We start from the raw sequence: 18,452 nt of genomic DNA, 5'->3' as shown, positions 1-18,452 counted from the left end.
CACTGAGGAGACAACGATGAGAATGCGTACACGCGTGACCGGCGCCCTGTTCTCGTGCGCCGCCGCGACCAGCGCGGCCGTCCTGATCGGCGCCGGCGCGGTTCACGCCGCGGACGCCGACAGCATCACCATCACCAGCACGTCGGAGGGCGGCGCGTACACCGCCGTCACCTCGCACAGCTCGTTCCTGGATCTCAACTCCGGGGTCACGCTGACCTGCACGGCAGGCGGTGGCCAGAACTACGGCTCGCAGGGCACCGGCGCGCTGCCCGACCAGGCGGGTGCGGCCCTGCCCGCGTCGCTCGGCGGCGGCATCGACAGCCTGCTGTTCAACACCGCCGGCGGCTGCACCAGCCTGCTCGGATCCGTGACCTCGATCGCGACGGACACGCCGTACGAGATCGTCATCCAGCAGTACCCGGGTGTGAAGTCGGACGGAGTCACCCCGGCGAACGGCAACGGCTACATCCACATCAAGAACGTCAACGTGTCCATGCCGGCCTGCTCGTTCACCGTCTCGGGCGACGCTCCGGTGTACTACGACAACGCGACCACCTCGCTGAACGTCACCCCGGACATCGCGCCGGAGTACGGGACCGGCGTCGGGGGCGAGGTCACGCTGCCGCACGGGCCGCTGACGATCAACAACGTCCGCGGCTGCCTCGGTGAGGTGAACAACGGCGACATCGGCGCGTACTACGCCACCGCCGACGCCGAGGACCCGTTCGGCACCGACACGCCGTACGTGCTCGACTCCGGCCTGCAGATCACGTCGCCGTAGTGCGCGTGGGAAGAACCGCCACGCCCCGGTCGCTGCTGCGGCCGGGGCGCTGGCTGACCATGGTCTGCCTAGCCCTCGCGGCCGCAGGCACGCTCACCTCGGCCGCGCCGGCCAGCACTGACCGGACCGGCCGCGCGGTCCCGCAAGCAGCCGCCCCCCGGCCCACCCCGCCCGCGTGCAGCGCGTTCCACGTGCCGGGTGAGCTCCAGCAGCTGGGCTGCGCGTACGTGGTCGGCTACGCCAACGTGAACAAACTGAACGGCGCGGTCCTGCTCGGCGTCCCCGACCCCGGTCTGGCCAGCGTGGTCATCACCGCGAACCGGAGCTTCTGCGTGCCGTCGACCATCCCGCTCGCCCTGTGCGTCCCCCGGGGCGGCGTCCGGCACACCGTGACCGACTACAAGTTCATGCTGGAGCCCAACGGCATCACCCCGGACATGCGGGAAGGGGAGTTCCCGCCGGCCGCCCAGACGTTGCTGACCTTCGGCTTCATGCCGGTCAGCGCGAAGATGCACCTCAGGCTGGTCGGCCCGATCTCCGGCACCGCGGAGACGACGCAGGCGAACGGCCAGCACACTCTGGTCTCGACCACGCTGTCCGGCAAGGTCACGATCCAGCTCACCGATGTCGAGGTCAACGGCGTGCCGATGAACACCGGTGTGTGTCACACCCTCGATCCGGAGGAGGACAACCTCCGCCTCTCGGGATCGGGTGACAACTCCACCATCCCGCCCAGCGGATACACCGTCGCCCGCGGTGGGCCGCTCGTCGGCACCACCGACATCCCCCCGTTCACCGACTGCGTGGGCGACGACGGCGAGGACCTGACCCCGCTGTTCACGGCGTCGGTGTCCGGTCCGGGCAACTACACGAAGATGATCCAGGGGAACCTCTGCTCCCCCGACATCAGTGGCGCCAACGGGTGCCCGCCCGTGATCCCGGAGCCGCAACGATGACGACCGAGGAGAGTGGATGGGCATCGAGGTAGCGGCCGACGGGCTGACGAAGTCCTTCGACCGGCACACGGTGTGGCGCGACGTCACGCTGACCCTGCCGGCCGGCGAGATCTCGGTCATGCTCGGCCCGTCCGGCACCGGGAAGACGGTCTTCCTCAAGACCCTCGTCGGCCTGGTCAAGCCCGACCGCGGCCGGGTCGTGATCGACGGCGTGGACATCGCCTCCTGCCGGGAACGCCAGCTCTACCGCACCCGGCGGCTGATGGGCGTGATGTTCCAGGACGGCGCGCTGTTCGGCTCGATGAGCCTGTTCGACAACATCGCCTTCCCGCTGCGCGAACACACCCGTCGCACGGAGCGGAACATCCGGGCCACTGTCGAGGAGAAGATGGCGATGGTCGGCCTGAGCGGGGCCGAGTCCAAGCTGCCCGGCCAGATCTCCGGCGGCATGCGTAAACGCGCCGGCCTGGCCCGCGCGCTGGTCCTCGACCCCGAGTTCATCCTCTGCGACGAGCCCGACTCCGGGCTGGATCCGGTGCGGACGGCCTACCTGTCGCAGCTGCTGATCGACCTCAACGCCCAGATCCGAGCGACCATGCTGATCGTCACCCACAACATCGACATGGCCCGGACCGTCTCGCACAACATCGGCATGCTGTACCGCCGGGAACTCGTCGCCTTCGGGCCTCGCGAGGTGCTGCTCACCAGCGGCGAGCCCGCGGTGGAGCAGTTCCTCAACGGCCGGCGCGACGGACCCATCGGCATGTCCGAGGAGAAGGACAAAGCATGAACGTCCTGGCTGACACCGGCCGGGTGTTCACGCTCGCGGCCCAGGTGGCCCGGCTGTCGTTCAGCAGGCGGCCGCAGGTCCGCGAGACCGTCGAGCAGTTCTGGTTCATCGCCAGCGTGACGATCCTGCCGGCGGCGCTGGTCTCGATCCCGTTCGGCGCGGTCATCGCCCTGCAGGTGGGCTCGCTGACCCGGCAGCTGGGCGCGGAGTCGTTCACCGGCGCGGCCAGTGTGCTGGCCATCGTCCAGCAGGCCAGCCCGCTGGTCACCGCGCTGCTGGTGGCCGGGGCGGGTGGCTCGGCCATCTGCGCCGACCTGGGCGCCCGCACCATCCGGGAGGAGATGGACGCGATGGAGGTGATGGGCATCTCGCCGGTCCAGCGCCTGGTCGTGCCCCGGGTGCACGCCGCGATGGGCGTCGCCGTCCTGCTCAACGGGCTGGTCTCCACCGTCGGCGTGATCGGCGGGTACTTCTTCAACGTCGTCATGCAGCACGGCACGCCGGGGGCGTACCTGGCCAGCTTCTCCGCCCTGGCGCACCTGCCCGACCTGTGGATCAGCGAGATCAAGGCGCTGATCTTCGGCTTCATCGCCGGGGTGGTCGCCGCCAACCGGGGGCTGGGCAGCAAGGGCGGCCCCAAGGGGGTCGGTGACGCGGTGAACCAGTCCGTCGTGATGGCTTTCCTGCTGCTGTTCTTCGTCAACCTGGTGATCACGGCGATCTACCTGCGCGTCGTACCACCGAAGGGGGGTTGAGATGAGATGGAATCGGGCTCTGTCGCCGGTGGACACCCTCGGTGACTCGCTGGGCTTCTACGTACGCGTCGCGCTGTGGGTGCCGCGGGCGCTGTTCCGGTACTACCGGGAGATCCTGCGTCTGCTGTCGGAGGTCGCGTTCGGCAGCGGCGGCCTGGGCGTGATCGGCGGCACGGTCGGCGTGATGGTCGCGATGACCATGTTCACCGGCACGGTCGTGGGGCTTCAGGGGTACGCCGCGATGGATCAGATCGGCACCTCCGCCTTCACCGGCTTCATCTCGGCCTACTTCAACACCCGGGAGATCGCACCCCTGGTGGCCGGCCTGGCCCTGTCGGCGACGGTCGGCGCCGGGTTCACCGCTCAGCTCGGCGCGATGCGCATCTCCGAGGAGGTGGACGCGCTGGAGGTGATGGGCATCCCGAGCCTGCCCTACCTGGTCACCACCCGGGTGCTGGCCGGTTTCGTGGCCATCATCCCGCTGTACGGCATGGGCCTGATCAGCTCCTACGCCGCCTCCCGCTGGACGACCATCGTGTTCAACGGCCAGTCCGCCGGCACGTACGACCACTACTTCGCCCTGTTCCTCCCGGCCCAGGACGTCCTGTGGTCGGTCGCCAAGGTGCTCGTCTTCAGCGTCCTGGTGATCCTGACGCACTGCTACTACGGCTACCGGGCGAGCGGCGGACCGGCCGGTGTGGGTGTGGCAGTGGGCCGTGCCGTCCGCAGCGCCATCGTGCTGATCAGCCTGACCGACTTCTTCCTCAGCCTGGCGATCTGGGGAGCCACCACGACGGTCAAGGTGGCCGGCTGATGACCGTGCTGAGCCGCCGCCTGGCCGGGTTCGCGTTCCTCGCGGTCATCGTGCTGCTGGTCTGGTTCGTCGTCGCCCGCTATCAGGGGCACTTCACCCCGGCCGCCATGGTCGTCGTGGCGACCGACAGCGCCGGCAACAACATGCACCCGGGCGCCGAGGTGAAGGCCCGCGGCATCGTGGTGGGCGAGGTCCGCCGGATCTCGTCGACCGGCGCCGGCGCCCGGCTGGAACTGGCGCTGCGGCCCGATCAGTTCCCGCTGCTGCCGGCCGGGATCACGGCGCGGTTGCTGCCGACCACCCTGTTCGGCGAGCGGTACGTCGCCCTGGTCCTGCCCAGCCGCCCCGGCCCGGCCCGGCTGGCCGAGCACACGGTCATCCAGCAGGACCGCTCGGCCGGCGCGATCGAGCTGGAGCGGGTTCTCGCCGATCTGCTGCCCCTGCTGCAGGCGGTGCAGCCACAGAAGTTGTCGGTGACGCTCACCGCCATCGCCCGGGCACTGGACGGCCGGGGCGCCCAGCTCGGGACGACGCTGACCGAACTCAACGCGTACCTCACCGAACTCGAGCCGTCGCTGCCGAAGCTGAACGAGAACATCACCCGGCTGGTGGCGGTGGCGAACAGCTACGCGGACGCGGCGCCCGACCTGACCGACGCGCTGACCCACCTGAGCGTCACCAGCCGCACCCTGGTCGAGCAGCAGAACAATCTCCGCGCCGTGTTCTCGTCGGTGACCTCGGCCGGCGGTGACACGAACGCGTTCCTCCTGAAGAACCGGGACACCATCGTGCGACTGTCCGCCGACAGCCGGCCGACGCTGGCCGTGCTGGCCGAGTACGCGCCCGAGTTCCCCTGCGTCCTGCAACAGCTCACCGACACGGCGGCGGACATGGACCAGGCCCTCGGCAAGGGCACATCGGACCCGGGACTGCGGGTGAAGCTGCACGTCACCCGGTCGCGCGGGGCGTACCTGCCCGGGAAGGACGACCCGGTGTACCGGGACAAGAGCGGGCCGGCCTGCTACCCCACGCCGTACGGCCTGGCCAACGCCCCGCAGGAGAGCGAGTACCTGAACGAGCTGATGGCCGCCTCGCTCGACGTCGCGCCGCGGTCGCTGCCGCCGTGGAGCAGCCTGCTCGTCGGCCCGATCTTCCGCGGCCAGGAGGTGTCGCTGACCCCATGACGAAAAGCATCGCCGGCCCGGCCGTCAAGGGCACCGTCTTCGCCGTCGTCACGGTGATCACCACTGCCGTCCTCGGCCTGAGCATCGCCAACACCAGCGTCGGCGAGACCCAGTCCTACCGGGCCCGGTTCACCGACGTGGCCGGGCTGTCCGACGGCGACGACATCCGCATCGCCGGGGTGCGGGTGGGCCAGGTGACCGGCATCCGGGTGGTCGACCGCCGGGTCGCCGAGGTGCGGTTCACCGTCGACGCCGCACGTACCCTGCCGGCCTCGGTGACCGCCACCATCAAGTACCGCAACCTGGTCGGGCAGCGTTACATCACCCTGGGCCAGGGGGCAGGCCCGGTCGGTCAGGCCCTGGCGCCCGGGCAGACCATCCCGCTGGGGCGCACCACACCCGCGCTGGACCTCACCGAGCTGTTCAACGGGTTCCAGCCGCTGTTCCAGGCGCTCGCCCCCGAGGACGTCAACCAGCTGGCCAACGAGGTCGTCCAGGTCCTGCAGGGAGAGGCCACCACGGTCGACAGTCTGCTGGCCCACACCGCGTCGCTGACCTCCACCCTGGCCGCCAAGGACGAGGTGATCGGCAAGGTCATCGACAACCTCAACGCGGTCCTGAAGACCGTCAACGACCGCGGCGACGAACTCTCCACCCTGATCGCGACCCTGCAGGAGCTGGTGTCCGGGCTGGCCCGCGACCGGAAGCCGATCGGCACGGCGATCGACGCGATCGGCGATCTGACCACCACCACGGCCGGTCTGCTGAAGGACGGACGGGAGCCGCTCCGGCAGGACATCATCGCGCTCGGCGAGGTGTCGGCCAACCTGACCGAGGGCCCCGAGCTGGACACGTTCCTGCGGCGGCTGCCGGTGAAGATGGAGGACATCGGCCGGACCGCGTCGTACGGAAGCTGGTTGAACTTCTATCTCTGCTCGGCGACCGTCAGCGGGGTCGCCACCTCGGACGGGAGCCCGCCGCCGACCGGCCTTCCGGTGACCGAGGCGAGGTGCCAGTGAGCCGGCCCACCCGTCGTCCCGCGCTGGCCGGCGTCCTCGGCATCGTCCTCGCCGCCGTGCTGGCGCTGCTCGCGTTCAACGCCGACCGCCTCCCGATCGTCGGTGGCGGCACGACCTACACCGCGGACTTCACCGAGGCGGCCGGACTGCGCACGGGCAACGAGGTGCGGGTGGCCGGCGTGAAGGTCGGCACCGTCACGCGCGTGGCGCTGCACGGCGGCCTGGTGCGCGTCGGCTTCCGGGTCAAGGACACCTGGGTCGGCGACGCCAGCACCGCGGCAATCCGGATCAAGACCCTGCTCGGCGAGAAGTTCCTCGCTCTCGACCCGCTCGGCGCGGCGGAGCAGAACCCGCGAACCACCATCCCGGCCGCCCGGACGGCCTCGCCGTACGACGTCACCGAGGCGTTCGGCCAGCTGTCGGACACCGTCGACCAGATCGACACCGACGCGCTGGCCAAGAGCTTCACGGTGATGTCGCAGACCTTCCGCAACACGCCCGACTCGGTGCAGGGGGCGTTGCGGGGACTGTCCGACCTCTCCCGCACGATCTCCTCCCGGGACACCCAGCTGGCCGAGCTGCTCGCGGCGACCAGGCAGATCACCGGGCGGCTGGCCGACGACAACGCGCGGTTCCAGGCTCTGCTCGCCGACGGCAACCTGCTGCTGGCCGAGGTTCAGCGGCGGCGCGACGCGATCCGTGCGCTGCTGACCGGCACTCAGCAACTGGCCGCGCAGATCTCCGGGCTGGTCGCCGACAACACCGCGACCCTGGGCCCGGCGCTGGCCTCGCTGGACCGGGTCACCGACGTGCTGCAGCGCAACCAGGACAACCTCACCCGGGCACTCGCGCTGGCCGGTCCGTACTACCGGATGGTGGGCAACGCCATCGGCAACGGCCGTTGGTTCGACGCGTACCTGTGCGGCCTGGTGCCCGGCTCGTACCTGCCGCCCGGCAGCACCCCGCCCGCGACCGGTTGCATCCCACCTCGGACAGGGAGCTCGCGATGAGCCCGGCACTGCCCCGGGAGGGCCGTCTGCTCGCGGCGCTCCTCGCGGTCCTGATCGTCTTCACCGGCTCGCTGGCCTGGCTGGTGATGCGCGACTTCGGCACCAAGCGCATCGTCGCGTACTTCAGCGAGGCGGTCGGCGTCTACGCCGGCTCGGCCGTGCGGGTGCTCGGCGTGCCGGTCGGCACCATCACCTCGGTCAAACCCCAGGGGACACGGGTACGGGTGGGCATCACGATCGACCGCGGGATCGAGGTGCCGGCCGGCGCCCTGGCCGTGGTCGTCGCGCCCAGCGTCGTCAGCGACCGGTACGTCCAGCTCAGCCCGCCCTACACCGGCGGCACGAAGATGGCGAACGGCGACGAGATCCCGGCCGACCGCACCGCCACGCCGGTCGAACTCGACCAGCTCTACGAGAGCCTCAACCGGCTGGCCACCGCGCTGGGACCGGACGGCGCCAACCGCGACGGCGCCCTCTCCGACCTGCTGGACACCGGCGCCGCCAACCTGGACGGCAACGGGAAGGCGCTGGGCAACAGCATCGCCGACCTCGGCAAGGCCACGCGTACGCTGTCCGGCTCCCAGGCGGACCTGTTCGGCACGATCGCCAACCTCGAGCGCTTCACGGCCATGCTGAGGGACAGCGACAAACAGGTACGCACGGCGGAGACCCAGCTGCGCGACGTGGCCGGCTTCCTCGCCGACGACCGGGAGGAACTCGCCGCCGCGCTCAACGAGCTCGCCACCGCCCTGATCCAGGTGCGCGACTTCATCAAGGACAACCGCGCCCTGCTGAAAGCCAACGTGGACAAACTGGCGCCGATCACCGAGACCCTGCTCAGCCAGCGCGCCTCGCTCGAGGAAGCGCTGGACGTGGCACCTTTGGCGCTCACCAACGTGATGGGCGCGTACAACCCGAAGACCGGGTCCTTCGAAGGCCGGGGGAACCTGAGGGAACTCACTCCCCTGCCCCTGCCCGCTGTGGGAGGACGCTGATGCGCCGCCTGCTGGTCCTCCCCGCCGTCGTGACGCTGCTGCTTTCCGGCTGCTCCTTCTCCGGCGCCTCCGACCTGCCGCTGCCCGGCGGCGCCGACCTGGGCGACCACCCGTACCGGGTGGTCGCCGACTTCGCCGACGTCCTGGACCTGGTTCCCCAGGCGGCGGTACGGGTGAACAACGTGCCGGTCGGGCGGGTCGCGAAGATCGAGCTGCCCGTCGGGAGCTGGACGGCGCGGGTCACCCTGCTGGTCAACGGATCCGTCCACCTGCCGGCCAACGCCGTGGCTCGCCTGCATCAGTCGAGCCTGCTGGGCGAGAAGTACATCCAGCTGGCCGCGCCCGCCGACGGCTCCGGCGCCGGGACGCTGAGCGACGGCGCCGAGATCCCGCTGGCCCGGACGAACCGCAACCCGGAGGTGGAGGAGGTCCTCGGCGCCCTCTCCATGCTCCTCAACGGCGGCGGGATCGCCCAGCTGCGCACCATCACCGCGGAGCTCAACGAAGCGCTGGACGGCAACGAGCCGGAGGTCCGGGCGCTGCTGAAGAACATCGACACCCTGATGTCGAGCCTGGACGCGAACCGGAAGGACATCACCGCCGCGATCGACGGGCTCAACCGCTTCGCGGGCGCGCTGGCCCAGCGGGACCAGCAGATCGGCACCATTCTGGACGACCTCTCCCCCGGCCTGCGGGTGCTGGAGCAGCAGCGCGGCGAGCTGGTCACGATGCTGCAGTCGCTCGACGCCCTGTCGCGTACGGCGGTCGACACCATCGAGCGGAGCCAGGCCGACTTCGTGGCCGACCTGGAACTGCTGGAACCGGTGCTGCGACAGCTCAGCAACGCCGGGCAGACCCTCCCGCAGGCGTTGCAGATCCTGTTGACCTACCCGTTCACCGACGCCGCCCTCGACGCGATCAAGGGCGACTATCTGAACGTGTACCTGTCGCTGGTCGCGGCGCCCGGCACCACCGTCATCCCGCCGCTGACGCCCGGCGACGCCATCGCCGCCGCGGCCAAGACGTACCAGCAGCGTCGCGCCCCGGCCTCGACCCGTCCCTCACCCCGTTCCAGCGCTCCGCCCCTTCCCCTGCCCTCCGTCAGCTCCGTCCCGCCGGCCTCTTCGCCTTCTCCGGAGGCCCCATCGTCGTCCCCTTCCTCGTCGGAGCCACCACCGTCGCTCGAACCGTCCCCCGGAGGTACCGGCTGATGCTGACGATCGGTGCGAAGGCCAAGATCGTCCTGTTCGTCGTCCTCGGCGCGCTGGTGATCGGCTTCATCGGGCTGCGCTACGCCGACCTGGGCCGTTTCGTCGGGCACAGCGGCTACTACGTGGTCCACCTCGAGCTGGGCGAGGCCGGCGGCATCTTCACCAACGCGGAGGTGACCTACCGGGGCGTGGCGGTCGGGCGCGTCGGCGACATGCGGCTGACCGGCGACGGCATCGAGGCCGACCTCAAGATCGACGACTCCGCGCCACCCGTCCCGGCCGAGGTGCAGGCCGTGGTCGCGAACCGGTCCGCGGTCGGCGAGCAGTACGTCGACCTGCGCCCGAAGAGCGACGGCGGACCCTTCCTGGCCGCCGGGTCGCACATCAGGCGTGCCGACACCCGGCTCCCGCTGCCGGTCACCACGGTCCTGACCTCGGTGGACGACCTGGCCGCCTCGGTGCCCAAGGACTCCCTGCGCACCGTGGTCGACGAACTGAACCTGGCCCTGGCCGGCCAGGGCCAGAACCTGCAGATCCTGCTGGACACCGGCGGCGACCTGACCCGCGCCGCGTCGGAGAACATCGGTCCCACGACCCAGCTCCTCGACAACGGGCGGGTGGTGCTCCGGACGCAGCAGAACTCGAGCGACGCGCTGCGCTCGTTCAGTCGTGACCTGAACCTTCTCAACGCGCAACTGGACAGCTCCGACCCGGACCTGCGGCGCCTCATCCTCGCCGCCCCCGCGGCCGCGGACCAGGTGAGCGGGCTGCTCGAGGACACCGACCCGAGCCTCGGCGTGCTGCTGAGCAATCTGCTCACCACCTCGGACATCGCGCTGATCCGCCGCGACGGCCTGGAGCAGGCGCTGGTGACGCTGCCATCCGTGACGGCGGCCGGTTCGACGGCCATCACCCCGGACGGCATCGAGATGGGGCTGGTCACCACGTTCTTCAACCCGCCACCGTGCCTCAGCGGGTACGACGGCACGACGTACCGCAACGGGCTCGACACGACGCCCGCCCCCGGCCTGAACACCGCGGCGCACTGCTCGCTGTCCCCGGACACCGGCGTCGACGTCCGCGGCTCGGCGAACGCCCCGCGAGGTAGGAGATGAGCGGCTGCGCGCGGGTCAGCCCTTCACCAGGATGCCGGCCTGCCAGACCGCGGTGATTCTGGACGGGTCCGCGAGTAACGAGAGGTCGCGCAGCGGGTCGCCGTCGACGGTGATGATGTCCGCGTCGAAGCCCGGGTGCAGCAGGCCGGAGCGAGGCGCCTGCAGCCCGAGGGTGGCGGGACCGTTGGCGGTGGCGGCTTCGATGACGTCCAGCGCGTCCATGCCGATGTCATTGAGCAACACCGCTTCGCGCCCGTGGCGTCCCCAGGCGGCGGGGGCGTCGCCGCTGCTCTGAATGTCCGTCCCCATCGCGATCCGCACCCCGGCCTGGTGGGCGCGAGCGACGTTGCTCCGGTGGACCTGTGCGATTCCCGCAAGCTTGCGAGCCGCGTACGGTGGCAGCCCACCGTCGTCGAGCAGCTCCCGGACGATGGTGAGGGTGGGCACGAGGATCGCGCCGGCCTCGCTCATCGCCGTACAGGCCTCGTCGTCGAGGTAGCTGCCGTGCTCGATGGTGAGCGCACCCGCCTCCAGGGCCGCCATGATTCCCGGCTTGCCGTGGCAGTGCGCCGCGACGCTACGTCCGGCGAGCCCGGCGACCTCGACGACGGTGCGCAGCTCCCGCACCGTCAGCTCCTGGTGGATCGGGTCGTCGATGACGCTGAGCACGCCGCCGGAGGCACACACCTTGATGATCCGGGCGTTGCGGCGAAGCTGTTCCCGGACCGCCTTCGCGCATTCGGCCTCGCCGTCGGCGAGCCGGAATCCGGTGCCCATCCGGGCACAGTCGTGGACCCATTCACTGGGCAGGCTGTGGATGTCGCCGTGGCCGCCGGTGGCGGACAGAATGGCTCCCGCGGCATAGATGGCAGGGCCGGGCAGGTAGCCCTCGGCGACGACCGGGGCGAGGTGCAGACCCATTCCGCCGAGCTCACGGACGCTCGTCACGCCGGCGTCGAGGGCACGGCGGAGACCTTGTACGCCACGGGCGGCCCGCGTCGCCGGATGCTCCTGCACCAGCTGGGCGGAGTCGAAGGTGCCCGGACGACCGCCTTTGACGTGCGTGTGACAGTCCCACATTCCCGGCATGACGGTGCGGGCCCGCACCGGCGCGACCGCCGGGGCACCGATCGGGCTGCCGTCGCGCGGACCCGCGTAGGCGATGACGGGCCCGTCGATGACGACGACACCGTCGCGGACGGGTGCACCACGGCCCGGGATCAGCAGGTCCGCCTCGATGCGCGTGCTCATGCGGGCCTCGCGATCACCGGCAGCGTCAGCCGGCTGGGATGCGCCGGTCCATGGAAGATCCGGTTCCGGGCGACCCGGATGTCCGTCGTGGACGCGAAGGTGCCGCCGCCGTTGGTGTTGCGGTCGTATCGCGGGAAGTTGCTGCTGGACACCTCGAGCCGGATGCGGTGCCCGGGAGCGAAGACGGTCGACGTCACACCCATGTCGATCGTGGCCTCGACGATCTGGCCGGGCACCAGCGGCCGGGGCGGGCCCGCCGCGGCTCGGTACCGCATCCGGCACAGGCCTTCACAGAGGATGATGGCGCGACCGTCGGGGAAGACGTCGACGAGTTTGCCCGTGACATCGGTGTCCACCGCCGACGAGGACACATGCACGGTGAGGGCGACGTGGCCGGTGACCTCCAGCGGTTCCTCGAGGGATCGACTGGTGTAGCAGAGCACGTCGTCGCGACGTTCCACGTCCGCCTGATCGGCGGGACCGGCGAACCCGTCGACGCCGAGTGTCGCTCCGCCCACCGTCGGGACGGGGTCGAGCGGATCGTAGGAGAACGTGTCGCTGCGATCCTCGGCGGCGGGGCTCCGGTGCAGCTGCCCGTCTCCCTCCGAGCTGTTGGCCCGCCCCGCGCTGTGCAGGAAGTACTCCTCGTACCGGGTGTCGGGCAGCGGCCAGTCGTCCTCCTCCCGCCACCGGTCCGGGCCCATCACGAAGATGCGCACCCGCGCACCCTGGTCGACGTCGGCGCGGCCTCTCACCCACCGGTCGAAGAAGCGCAGATGGGCCTGCGTCATCGCCGCCGCCTTGACGGACCCCGCGGGGCCGAACGAGCGGTCGGGGAAGATTCCCAGGTCCGCGCCATCACCGTGACCCCACGGGCCGATGATCAGTTGCTGGCCCTCCCGGGCCGGCACGCTGCCGCCGTCCCGGCGCATGGTGGTGTACGAGCGGACCACCTCTCGCGCGAACACGTCGTACCAGCCGGTCACGTTCAACGCGGGAACGGTGATCGCCGAGCTGCGGTCCAACGAGGCCAACGGCTTCCAGTACGCGTCATGGCCGGGGTGGGCGAGCATCTCGCCCATCCAGGGAAGTCCCCGCGCGAGGGCGCCCCGGTCGCCGGTCGGCAGCGCGTACAGGTCTTCGGGGCGTTCGAGCGCGGCCCGGATCTGTGCCACGTCCCGCGGGTCCGACGGTCCGTCGTTCCCCGGGCGCGACAAGTTGGCCATGGCCATGCGGGCCGACCAGTTGAACAACGTACTCTGCGACACCGCGCCCCGGGCCGGGTACCAGGCCCGGTAGACGTCCGCCGAGGTCATCATGGGCGCGATCGCGCGGAGCTCCGGCGGCGCCTGCGTTGCCGCCTGCCACTGCGAGAAGCCCATGTACGAAGCGCCCCACATCCCCACCCGGCCGTCGCACCAGTCCTGGTCGGCGATCCACGCCAGGGTGTCGACGGTGTCGCTCTGATCGAAACGGTGCGGCTCCATCCGTCCCGGCGACTGCCCGGTGCCGCGTACGTCCTGGACGACGACCAGGTAACCGCTGTCGGCCAGGGCGCGGATGTCGGGCAGCTTCGGGTTGCCCAGGTGGGCGGTGGAGGTCCTGCCGTACGGAGTACGAGCGAGCAGAACCGGCCACGGTCCGGTCCCGGCCGGTCGCCACAGATCGGTCGCCAGCGTGACGCCATCGCGCACCGGCACGGCGACGTCGGTGTCGATGCACAGACCCACCTGATTCTCCCTTTCGTTCGACGCCACTACCGGCTGAGCATCCAGTGGCTGAACGCCACGTAACGGGAGGCGAACTCCTCCGGCGTCACGGAGTCCTCCACCTTCTGGGACAACTCGGCGACCTTGCGGTAATGCGGAATCCGGTCCCGCTCGTACGCGGCCAGCGCGGCGGACACTTCGTCGGACGAGGCGAGCAGCCGGGCCAGCAACAGCGCGTCCTCGACGCCCAACGACGCACCCGCGGTGATGTGCGGAGAAAGCGCGTGTGCGGCATCCCCGGCCAGGACCACCCGAGGCGACGCCCACCGTGACAACGGCGGCACCAGCATGATCTGGTTGTGCAGCACCTGGTCGTCCGGCGTCGATGCGATCAGGGCGGGCAACACCGGGTTCCAGCCCGTCGTGTCGAGGAACCCGGCCCGTTGCGCGGCCTGCTCTTTCGCGGTGCCCCGCAACGAGTCCACGTCGAACTGGTTGACCAGCCAGTACACGGTGCCGTCGACGGTGGGCACGAACCCTCCACGGGTACGGTTCTCACCGAGCACGATGACGCCCTCGTCGATGGTGACGCCCGCCGGCGGCCTGACCACCGAGCGCCAGGCGTGATGGCCCTCGTGCTCGACGGCGTCGCTGCCCGGCAGCAGCAGGGAACGAACGGCGGAGTACGCGCCGTCGGCGCCGACGAGGACGTCCGCCTCAACGCTCGTCCGGTCGTCGAAGTGGGCCGTGACACCGGCGCCGGTCTCCTCGTAGCCGACCAGTCGCGAATTCAGGCGGATGTTGTCCTTGCCCACCGCGTCAGCGAGCAGCTCGTTCAACTTGGCGCGGTGCACGAGCAGATACCGGTGGTCGTCCTCCGAGAACCCGGAAGGACGGATCAGTTCGCCGGTGTGGTCCCGGAAATACATCTCCGCCGGTCTGCCGATGGCTCGTACCTGCTCACCCAGTCCCAGCTCGTCGAAGACCGCCACGGCGTTCGCCCACAAGCCGAGCCCCGCACCCGCCGCACGGATCGCGGGCGCCTGCTCATGGATCACCGCCTCGATGCCCCGCCGGTGCAACGCGATCGCGCTGGTGAGCCCGACGATCCCGCCGCCGGCCACTACTGCACGCACGTGTCCTACCTCCTGAATCGGCCATGAATTCGTTACGTCTCCGCGCCGGACGCGGGTTCGGGCAGTCAGCGCAGCCGGGAACGCTCGGTCGGCGCCAGGCGCACGGTCACCGCTTCGCCGGCGAGAAGGTCCCCGAGGCGCGGCCTGATCTCGGAATCGAAGCGCGGATCGCGGTGCACCCGCTCCACGACCTCTTCTCGTTCCTCAGCACTGCGGAACCCGCGGATCCAGACGAAGGCATCCTCGTCGTCGGCGTCGGTGAACGTGCCCGCGACGGTCATCCCGTTCGCCTCGTGCAACGGAACGACCTGCTCGTCCATCCATCGGGCCAGTTCCGCGCCCCGGCCCGGCACCGCCGGCTCACGACGCATCTCATAGATCACCGTGAGCTCCTTCTCGGGCGATGTCGTACAGGTTCGGATTTCCTTCCCACGGCGCGGTCCGCACGATCGCCCACCGCCGGATCGCCCATCTCTGGTTCGCGTCGACCAGCTCCAGCCGCCAGTAGCCCCGCATGGTGAGATGGTCGACGCCCGGCGTCGGGACGTGGTGATAGGCGACCATGTGGGCCCGGCAGCGCGCGGTCGTGCCGGAAACCTCGATGAGCAGGTTGGAACTCGCGTGATGCGTGCAGGCGAATCCATCGATGACCGCGCGGGCCTTGGCGGTCATCTCATCCGCCGTCAGCTCCTCGACAGGCTCACCGGAGCGCCCCGTCAGGTCCAGCGTCACGCGATCGGCGAACAAATCCCGAAAGCGTTCCCAGTCCTTGTCGTCCTGCGCATGCGCGAGATTGGCGACCACGTCGGAAATTCGAATACGGTCGAGCACGTTCACGTTCATGCCGACCACGCTAAACCGCGGCGTAATGGTAAACCAGTGCGATGTGGTAAAGCGACGATTTACTCACGCGCAATTGCGGTACCACCCATTCACGCCACCGTGTCGCGAGTGCGAACCCGGCGGATCACCTCCAGCACACCGGACAGGACGAGTGCGAGTCCCAGCCCGACCGCGAACGCCAGCAACGCGTTGTCCTGGAAGAGCACGCCGCCGAGGTAACCCGTCATGACGGTGTAGGCGCTCCAGGCGGTGCCACCGAGAAGGGTGAACAGCATGAACTTCCGATAGTCGTACCGCACCATTCCGGTGGTCACGGTCACGAGATAGCGCCCGACCGGAACGAACCTGGTGCTCACCAGGACGAATCCGCCGCGAGCCGCCAGGTGCCGGGAGATCCAGTCGTGCGTCGCACGTCGCCTGGAGCCGGGCGGAAGCCGCTTCCCGATCCTGAGGCTCAGCCGCCTGCCGAGCGCGTACGGAATCTGGTCGCCCAGGAAGGCGCCGACAGCGGTCGCGCCGATGACCAGCACGAGGTTGACGGACCCCGTGGCAGCGAAGACGCCGGCGATGATGATGACGGGCTCACTCGGGATCAGCGGCAGAAACGAGTCCAGCAACGACACCGACAGGAGGATCAGATACAACCACGGCGACGATCCCAGCGACTCGGTCAGCTCAACCCAGTCGATCATGCGCCCTGCCCACGTCTTCTCATCGCGTTACCTCTCTCGCTCGAATCAGGAGGACCAGGCCGATCGCCGCGCCGAAGGTGACGATGAGTCCCTTCAGGAAGCGGCTGGGAAGGCGCCGGGCCAAGGTCGCCCCCGCGTAGCCTCCGACGACCGTCGCGGGAGCCAGAACCAGAACGGCCGACCAGTTGACCGGGCCGAAGAGAGCGAACGCCACCAGGGTGACAGCGCCCACGGAGACGGTGAGGACGTTCTTGAGCGCGTTGATGCGGTGGAACGTCTCGTCCAGCACGAGGGCCAGCACGGCGACGTACATCACGCCCAGCGCGGCGCCGAAGTAGCCGCCGTACACGGCGCCGGCGAAGACGACCAACTGCAGGGCGACCGCACGGCGGCGGGGTCCGAACGCGCGCGGATGACCGACCAGACCGCGCAGCCGGTCCTGGAAGAACAGCATCGCCGCCGCGCCGAGCACCAGGAACGGCACGACAACCTCGAACGTGCGAGCGGGCGTACGCAGCAGCAGAGCGCAACCCGCGACCGTCCCGGCGACGCAGGCGGGCAGCACCGCCGGAATGCGGCGCCACTGCCCCGCCAGGTCAGCCCGGCTGCCCAGCGCGCTGGAGAGGTAGCCGGGGAAGACGGAGACCGAGTTCGTCACGTTCGCCTCGATCGAGGGAAGACCTGTCGCGATCAAGCTGGGGAACGTGACCAGCGAGCCGCCACCTGCCAGCGCGTTGATCCCGCCGGCGACCACGCCGGCGAGAATCAGCAGCAGAATGTGTCCGAGGTCCATAGGCATCCGGGATCGTCAGTAGGCTGACGTTCGATAAACGTCATGGCTTCGATTGCGCGACACCGTCGCGGGCGCTGATCGATGAGCCACGCTAAATCCCGTGCCGCACGAAATCCAATGCCATTCGGTAAATCGACGGTTTACCGTCACGCAATCGGCGTACGGCTCTCGCAATTCACGCCGTGCCGCCCTTGGCTCAACCGGCGACGAGGTCCGTGACCGCGGCCCGCACCTGGTCCCGCAGCCAGGTGTGAGCCAGATCGGAGTCGTAGCGCTGATGCCAGTTGCAGTTGATCGAAGCCGCCGGGAAAGCGGCCGGCAACGGCACGCAGATCATGTTGAAGGCCTCGACGAGCGGCCGGCTGACGAGCGCCGTCGTGGTGACCAGCATGTCGCTGCGGCTGGCCGCGTGCAGAGCCATGGCGCCGGTCGTCACCGCCGCGGACACGTTACGTCGCAGGCCTTCCGCGGCGAGCACCTCGTCGATCGGCCCGGCGAGACGGCCACGCCGCGATACGACCACATGCGGATACGAGGCGTAGGCCCGCAGGTCGAGTTGCCCGCCGCACGGGTGTCCGGAACGCATCGCCACCACGAGGGGATCGGAGCCGAGCGTTTCGGAACGGAACTCCGCCGGATCCGGCTGGTCCTCGCTGAGTTCCACGTCGACACGGCCGCGCCGGAGATCGCCCGTGTCGACGGAACTCTCGGTCAGGATGCGAAGCCGTACCCGCGGTGCGTTCTCCTGCACTCGGCGCAGCAACGCCGGGGTCAGCGCCGTGGCGAGTCCGTCATGGCACTGCAGCGTGAAAGTGCGTTCCAACCGGTCGAGATCCAGTGTCCGGCTCGGCACCAGCACGTCATGGGCCTGGCTGAGCAGCAGGCGGACGTCCTCCCGGATCGCCGTCGCGTACGGCGTCGGAACCATGGTGCGCCCCGTGCGAACCAGGATGTCGTCACCGGTCAGCTTGCGGAGCCGGCCGAGGCTGCGGCTGATCGCCGGCGACGACAGATGCAGCCGCTCGGCCGCGCCCATCACGCTGCCCTCGTCGAGCAGGGCATCCAGCACGACCAGCAGGTTCAGATCCAGGTGCACGCCGGTGAACGCTACTCGCGAGAACGCGTCGTCGGCAGAAAGCCCGGCACTCCTTGCACCGGCGGGCGCCCGGGGCGCCCCTTGGGCTCACGACGGGGGCACCTCACGGTCTGGGGCATGTGCCATGCCGTCTGCCCGATCCCTCGCGACCGTCTTGGTCAGTTGACCGTACGGGAAGAGGCGCGGGTGGGCGACCGCGCCGAGTCGTCCGCCCACCCCCAGGACGCGCTTCAGGCTCCAGCCAAGTCCAAGAGACGTTCCCCCGATGCCTTGGCGACTGTTGGACAATGCCCAATGTGCGG

General features: G+C 69.9%; 19 protein-coding genes. 11 read left to right on the top strand and 8 right to left on the bottom strand.

What is annotated here, in order from left to right; genetic code table 11:
* Positions 1 to 16: 16 nt before the first annotated feature.
* The 11 genes from QSK31_RS05725 to QSK31_RS05675 are packed head-to-tail and all read left to right on the top strand — an operon-like array spanning position 17 to position 10,630.
* A complete protein-coding gene (locus QSK31_RS05725; protein ID WP_285681695.1) occupies positions 17 to 781 on the top strand; it encodes a hypothetical protein in 765 nt (254 codons plus the stop codon).
* A gap of 5 nt (positions 782 to 786) precedes the next feature.
* Positions 787 to 1,737 (top strand): hypothetical protein, encoded by a 951-nt coding sequence (locus tag QSK31_RS05720; protein WP_285681694.1) that lies wholly within the window; start codon positions 787 to 789, stop codon positions 1,735 to 1,737.
* Between the two features lie 16 nt (positions 1,738 to 1,753).
* Positions 1,754 to 2,527 carry an ABC transporter ATP-binding protein gene (locus QSK31_RS05715; RefSeq protein WP_285681693.1) on the top strand — a complete coding sequence of 258 codons (774 nt, stop codon included), beginning with the start codon at positions 1,754 to 1,756 and terminating at the stop codon, positions 2,525 to 2,527.
* Positions 2,524 to 3,282: an MlaE family ABC transporter permease gene (locus QSK31_RS05710; protein ID WP_285681692.1), complete on the top strand. Its 759-nt coding sequence runs from the start codon at positions 2,524 to 2,526 to the stop codon at positions 3,280 to 3,282. The genes QSK31_RS05715 and QSK31_RS05710 overlap by 4 nt, the downstream gene beginning before the upstream one ends.
* Position 3,283: 1 nt before the next feature.
* Complete coding sequence (locus QSK31_RS05705) at positions 3,284 to 4,096, top strand: MlaE family ABC transporter permease (protein ID WP_285681691.1); 813 nt, start codon at positions 3,284 to 3,286, stop codon at positions 4,094 to 4,096.
* Complete coding sequence (locus QSK31_RS05700) at positions 4,096 to 5,280, top strand: MCE family protein (protein ID WP_285681690.1); 1,185 nt, start codon at positions 4,096 to 4,098, stop codon at positions 5,278 to 5,280. The genes QSK31_RS05705 and QSK31_RS05700 overlap by 1 nt, the downstream gene beginning before the upstream one ends.
* Positions 5,277 to 6,299 (top strand): MCE family protein, encoded by a 1,023-nt coding sequence (locus QSK31_RS05695; RefSeq protein WP_285681689.1) that lies wholly within the window; start codon positions 5,277 to 5,279, stop codon positions 6,297 to 6,299. Before QSK31_RS05700 ends, QSK31_RS05695 begins: the two co-directional genes overlap by 4 nt.
* Positions 6,296 to 7,309, top strand: a complete 1,014-nt coding sequence (locus QSK31_RS05690; RefSeq protein ID WP_285681688.1) for an MCE family protein — start codon at positions 6,296 to 6,298, stop codon at positions 7,307 to 7,309. Before QSK31_RS05695 ends, QSK31_RS05690 begins: the two co-directional genes overlap by 4 nt.
* Entirely contained in the window at positions 7,306 to 8,304 is a 999-nt protein-coding gene (locus QSK31_RS05685; protein ID WP_285681687.1) for an MCE family protein, read from the top strand. The genes QSK31_RS05690 and QSK31_RS05685 overlap by 4 nt, the downstream gene beginning before the upstream one ends.
* Positions 8,304 to 9,515: an MCE family protein gene (locus QSK31_RS05680; protein ID WP_285681686.1), complete on the top strand. Its 1,212-nt coding sequence runs from the start codon at positions 8,304 to 8,306 to the stop codon at positions 9,513 to 9,515. The genes QSK31_RS05685 and QSK31_RS05680 overlap by 1 nt, the downstream gene beginning before the upstream one ends.
* A complete protein-coding gene (locus tag QSK31_RS05675; RefSeq protein ID WP_285681685.1) occupies positions 9,515 to 10,630 on the top strand; it encodes an MCE family protein in 1,116 nt (371 codons plus the stop codon). The genes QSK31_RS05680 and QSK31_RS05675 overlap by 1 nt, the downstream gene beginning before the upstream one ends.
* A gap of 15 nt (positions 10,631 to 10,645) precedes the next feature.
* On the opposite strand, the gene QSK31_RS05670 is transcribed toward QSK31_RS05675, so the two are convergent.
* From QSK31_RS05670 to QSK31_RS05635, 8 genes are all read right to left on the bottom strand, one after another.
* Complete coding sequence (locus QSK31_RS05670; RefSeq protein WP_285681684.1) at positions 10,646 to 11,881, bottom strand: metal-dependent hydrolase family protein; 1,236 nt, start codon at positions 11,879 to 11,881, stop codon at positions 10,646 to 10,648.
* Positions 11,878 to 13,611, bottom strand: a complete 1,734-nt coding sequence (locus QSK31_RS05665; RefSeq protein ID WP_285681683.1) for a CocE/NonD family hydrolase — start codon at positions 13,609 to 13,611, stop codon at positions 11,878 to 11,880. The genes QSK31_RS05670 and QSK31_RS05665 overlap by 4 nt, the downstream gene beginning before the upstream one ends.
* Positions 13,612 to 13,637: 26 nt before the next feature.
* Positions 13,638 to 14,726, bottom strand: coding sequence for an FAD-dependent monooxygenase (locus QSK31_RS05660; RefSeq protein ID WP_285681682.1), 1,089 nt, complete (start codon positions 14,724 to 14,726; stop codon positions 13,638 to 13,640).
* A gap of 65 nt (positions 14,727 to 14,791) precedes the next feature.
* Positions 14,792 to 15,109, bottom strand: coding sequence for a hypothetical protein (locus tag QSK31_RS05655; RefSeq protein WP_285681681.1), 318 nt, complete (start codon positions 15,107 to 15,109; stop codon positions 14,792 to 14,794).
* Entirely contained in the window at positions 15,099 to 15,569 is a 471-nt protein-coding gene (locus QSK31_RS05650) for a nuclear transport factor 2 family protein (protein WP_285681680.1), read from the bottom strand. Before QSK31_RS05650 ends, QSK31_RS05655 begins: the two co-directional genes overlap by 11 nt.
* Before the next feature lie 89 nt (positions 15,570 to 15,658).
* Positions 15,659 to 16,261, bottom strand: a complete 603-nt coding sequence (locus tag QSK31_RS05645; protein WP_285681679.1) for a DedA family protein — start codon at positions 16,259 to 16,261, stop codon at positions 15,659 to 15,661.
* A gap of 19 nt (positions 16,262 to 16,280) precedes the next feature.
* Positions 16,281 to 17,054, bottom strand: a complete 774-nt coding sequence (locus tag QSK31_RS05640; RefSeq protein ID WP_285682045.1) for a sulfite exporter TauE/SafE family protein — start codon at positions 17,052 to 17,054, stop codon at positions 16,281 to 16,283.
* A 196-nt stretch (positions 17,055 to 17,250) separates the two neighbouring features.
* A complete protein-coding gene (locus tag QSK31_RS05635) occupies positions 17,251 to 18,150 on the bottom strand; it encodes a LysR family transcriptional regulator (RefSeq protein WP_285681678.1) in 900 nt (299 codons plus the stop codon).
* Between the last annotated feature and the right edge of the window lie 302 nt (positions 18,151 to 18,452).

The sequence above is a fragment of the Actinoplanes sp. NBRC 103695 genome (assembly GCF_030269485.1).
GTDB lineage: Bacteria > Actinomycetota > Actinomycetes > Mycobacteriales > Micromonosporaceae > Actinoplanes.
Note: the sequence above shows the minus strand (reverse complement) of the source record. Positions and strands in the feature narration are given on the sequence as shown.

Excerpts from the sequence above, each read along its gene's own strand:
- QSK31_RS05725 (WP_285681695.1), top strand. The coding sequence starts at position 17 with ATGAGAATGCGTACACGCGTGACCGGCGCCCTGTTCTCGTGCGCCGCC.
- QSK31_RS05715 (WP_285681693.1), top strand. The coding sequence starts at position 1,754 with ATGGGCATCGAGGTAGCGGCCGACGGGCTGACGAAGTCCTTCGACCGG.
- QSK31_RS05710 (WP_285681692.1), top strand. The coding sequence starts at position 2,524 with ATGAACGTCCTGGCTGACACCGGCCGGGTGTTCACGCTCGCGGCCCAG.
- QSK31_RS05705 (WP_285681691.1), top strand. The coding sequence starts at position 3,284 with ATGAGATGGAATCGGGCTCTGTCGCCGGTGGACACCCTCGGTGACTCG.
- QSK31_RS05700 (WP_285681690.1), top strand. The coding sequence starts at position 4,096 with ATGACCGTGCTGAGCCGCCGCCTGGCCGGGTTCGCGTTCCTCGCGGTC.
- QSK31_RS05695 (WP_285681689.1), top strand. The coding sequence starts at position 5,277 with ATGACGAAAAGCATCGCCGGCCCGGCCGTCAAGGGCACCGTCTTCGCC.
- QSK31_RS05685 (WP_285681687.1), top strand. The coding sequence starts at position 7,306 with ATGAGCCCGGCACTGCCCCGGGAGGGCCGTCTGCTCGCGGCGCTCCTC.
- QSK31_RS05680 (WP_285681686.1), top strand. The coding sequence starts at position 8,304 with ATGCGCCGCCTGCTGGTCCTCCCCGCCGTCGTGACGCTGCTGCTTTCC.
- QSK31_RS05675 (WP_285681685.1), top strand. The coding sequence starts at position 9,515 with ATGCTGACGATCGGTGCGAAGGCCAAGATCGTCCTGTTCGTCGTCCTC.
- QSK31_RS05670 (WP_285681684.1), bottom strand. The coding sequence starts at position 11,881 with ATGAGCACGCGCATCGAGGCGGACCTGCTGATCCCGGGCCGTGGTGCA.
- QSK31_RS05650 (WP_285681680.1), bottom strand. The coding sequence starts at position 15,569 with ATGAACGTGAACGTGCTCGACCGTATTCGAATTTCCGACGTGGTCGCC.
- QSK31_RS05645 (WP_285681679.1), bottom strand. The coding sequence starts at position 16,261 with ATGATCGACTGGGTTGAGCTGACCGAGTCGCTGGGATCGTCGCCGTGG.
- QSK31_RS05640 (WP_285682045.1), bottom strand. The coding sequence starts at position 17,054 with ATGGACCTCGGACACATTCTGCTGCTGATTCTCGCCGGCGTGGTCGCC.